This is a genomic window from Sphingobium sp. IP1 (assembly GCF_002708645.1).
Taxonomy (GTDB): Bacteria; Pseudomonadota; Alphaproteobacteria; order Sphingomonadales; family Sphingomonadaceae; genus Sphingobium; species Sphingobium yanoikuyae.
In genome coordinates, this window is the sequence record NZ_NOIW01000226.1 from 1 (window position 1) to 2,692 (window position 2,692).

4 protein-coding genes are annotated in these 2,692 nt (G+C 66.3%); 3 read left to right on the top strand and 1 reads right to left on the bottom strand.

Features of this window, described 5'->3' with window-relative positions; translation table 11 throughout:
• Nucleotides 1-342: cupin domain-containing protein (locus CG471_RS29525; protein ID WP_099234629.1), on the top strand; the 342-nt coding region annotated here is incomplete at its 5' end.
• A 125-nt stretch (nt 343-467) separates the two neighbouring features.
• On the opposite strand, the gene CG471_RS29530 is transcribed toward CG471_RS29525, so the two are convergent.
• On the bottom strand, nt 468-827 hold the full coding sequence (locus CG471_RS29530) for a hypothetical protein (protein WP_099234630.1): 360 nt from the start codon (nt 825-827) through the stop codon (nt 468-470).
• Nucleotides 828-931: 104 nt separating this feature from the next.
• On the opposite strand from CG471_RS29530, the gene CG471_RS29535 reads away from it, so the two are divergent.
• Together CG471_RS29535 and CG471_RS29540 are read left to right on the top strand one after the other, a co-directional pair.
• Nucleotides 932-2,329 carry an aldehyde dehydrogenase family protein gene (locus tag CG471_RS29535; RefSeq protein ID WP_099234631.1) on the top strand — a complete coding sequence of 466 codons (1,398 nt, stop codon included), beginning with the start codon at nt 932-934 and terminating at the stop codon, nt 2,327-2,329.
• Nucleotides 2,330-2,346: 17 nt separating this feature from the next.
• Nucleotides 2,347-2,691 carry a gamma-glutamylcyclotransferase family protein gene (locus CG471_RS29540; protein ID WP_099234632.1) on the top strand — a complete coding sequence of 115 codons (345 nt, stop codon included), beginning with the start codon at nt 2,347-2,349 and terminating at the stop codon, nt 2,689-2,691.
• Nucleotide 2,692 lies beyond the last annotated feature (1 nt).

Sequence of the window (2,692 nt, forward strand, 5' to 3'; positions counted from 1 at the left end):
GATAAGACCAGTGCCGAACATTATGTCTGGGGCGGCAGCAATGATGGCTGGCATCTGGTGAAGCGCGACGAGATGTCGGTGATCCAGGAACGGATCGTGCCGGGTGGGGCGGAAGTGCGCCATTATCATGAGCGGGCGCGGCAGTTCTTCTATGTCCTGTCGGGCGAACTGACGCTGGAGGCGGGCGGGGTGACCCATGTGCTCAAAGCGGGTCAGGGGCTGGACGTGCCGCCGGGCGTGCCGCACCGGGCGCAGAACAGGAGCGGCGCGCCGGTCGACTTCCTGGTCAATTCGACGCCCAAAAGCCATGGCGACCGGGTCGATGCGCCGGCGGAAAAATAGGAAATCCCTCGCTTAACTTCGCATATTTCCCGCACATTCTGATATTTTGGAACAATTGTTGGAAATCTTGTTGCGCGCAAGCCCGCTCGCTTTTGTGCGCCGTGCAGCGAGGACTATGCGGGCCATCAATCGGGCTGATACCAGTAGATATCATGGCCGATCTTGGAGAAGTGTGGGCCTGACGGCGGACCTTTCCGGCTATCATGCGTGATGAAATAGCCCCAGCCGCCGTCAAAATAGGGCTTTGTCAGAATGTCGACGCCATCGGGGGAAATCGTGACGCTCATGGGATCGAGCTGCGCAATGTGATGTGGCCAACGGCTTTTGGGCACGAATTGTTGGCTGGCGGGCGTTCGCGCAGCCAAGGCTTTGGCTTCCCGTTCGATCGTCTGCAGGGTTGTGGTGTCCTGAACTGGCTGCCGACACCCGGTGAGCGAGGCAAGGATGGCCATGATGGCGAGGCCGCCAATGCGGTTTTCGTGCATATACTCCCCCGATGCGGAACGCTGGCACTTATGAAGTGGGTCTAGCGGATCGCACCGCTGTAGGACAGGCTTGCAGCATGGCATGGCTGCGGTAGAGGGGCGGGATGCAGCTTCTTATCGATGGTGAGCTGGTTGATGGCGCGCGCGCGATCGACCTTGTCAATCCGGCGGACGGGCAGGTCTTTGCCGCCGCGCCCTGTGCCGATGCGGCGCAGGTGGAGCGGGCGGTGGCTGCCGGGCAGCGGGCCTTTGCCGGCTGGCGCGCGCTGGATTTTGCCGCGCGTGGCGCGCGGATTGTGGCGCTGGCCGATGCGCTGGAGGGGCGGGCCGCGGAGTTCGCCGCGTGTCTGACGCAGGAACAGGGCAAGCCGCTGGCCGAGGCGCGGGGCGAGATAGAGGGGGCGGTGGCGGCGCTGCGCTATCATGCCGGGTTGCGGTTGGAGTCGGTGGTGCTGAAGGAGAGCGCGGCCGAGCGCGTGGTCGAGCAGCGCCATCCGCTGGGCGTTGTGGCGGCGATCGTGCCGTGGAATTATCCGCTGCTGCTGCTGGCGCTCAAGCTCGCGCCGGCGCTGATCGCGGGCAATGTGGTGATCGCCAAGCCCGCGCCGACGACGCCGCTGACGACATTGATGCTGGGCGCGCTGGCGGCCGACATCTTCCCCGCCGGGGTGGTGCAGATGCTGGGCGATGCCGGCGATGTCGGGCCGATGCTGACGGCGCATCCGGGAATCGCCCATGTCAGCTTCACCGGATCGACCGCGACCGGGCGGCGGGTGATGGCGGCGGCGGCCGACACGGTGAAGCGCTTCACGCTGGAACTGGGCGGCAATGATCCGGCGATCCTGCTGGACGATGCCGATGTCGCGGCGGTGGCGCCGATCCTGTTCGACGGGGCGATGGGCAATGCCGGGCAGGTCTGCCTGGGCGTCAAGCGCATCTATGCGCCGCGCGCGCTGATGCCGGCGCTGGGCGCGGCGCTGGTCGAATGCGCGGAGCGGGCGGTGGTTGGCGACGGGCGGGCGGCCGGCACGACGATCGGTCCGGTGCAGAATGCGGCGCAATATGCGCGGCTGGTCGACCTGCTGGCGGAGACGGGCGCGCAGGGGCGGGTGCTGCATGGCGGTGCGGCGATCGAGGGGGACGGCTATTATATTGCGCCGACCATCGTCACCGACCTGCCCGACGCGGCGCGGCTGGTGCAGGAAGAACAGTTCGGGCCGATCATCCCGCTGCTCGCCTATGAGGACGAGGAAGAACTGGTCCGCCGGGTGAATGACGGCCCCTATGGGCTGGGCGCGTCGGTGTGGACCGCCGATGCAGCGCGCGGGCAGGCGATGGCGGCGCGGATCGACAGCGGACTGGTCTGGGTCAACCGATTGTTCGATCTGCCCTTCGACGTGCCGATCGGCGGCGCCAAGCAATCGGGCATCGGCCGGCACCAGGGGCTGGCCGGGGTGGAGGAATTCACCCAGATCCGCATCGTCAACGCGGCTCTGGGCTGAGCGGAAGGAGCGCGAAGATGACCGAGATATTGCTCTTTTCCTATGGCACGCTGCGGCTGGCGGAGGTGCAGATGGCGCTGTTCGGCCGGCTGGTGCAGGGCGAGCCGGATGCGATGCCGGGCTATTGCCAGCGCATGATCGAGATCAGCGACCCGGACGTGATCGCCAAGAGTGGCACGCGCTGGCACCCGATGGTCGAGCCGAGCGACGATCCCGAGGATGCGGTGGAAGGGCTGCTGTTCCGCCTGACGGAAGCGGATGTCGCCAGCGTCGACGCCTATGAGGTCGATTATGTCCGGCGGGAAGTGGTGCTGCGGTCGGGGCGGCGGGCCTTTGTCTATGGGGACAAGGAGGGGGCTTAGG

Bases quoted from the DNA above. Each gene is read 5' to 3' on its own strand.
- CG471_RS29530 (WP_099234630.1), bottom strand. From the start codon at position 827: ATGCACGAAAACCGCATTGGCGGCCTCGCCATCATGGCCATCCTTGCC.
- CG471_RS29535 (WP_099234631.1), top strand. From the start codon at position 932: ATGCAGCTTCTTATCGATGGTGAGCTGGTTGATGGCGCGCGCGCGATC.
- CG471_RS29540 (WP_099234632.1), top strand. From the start codon at position 2,347: ATGACCGAGATATTGCTCTTTTCCTATGGCACGCTGCGGCTGGCGGAG.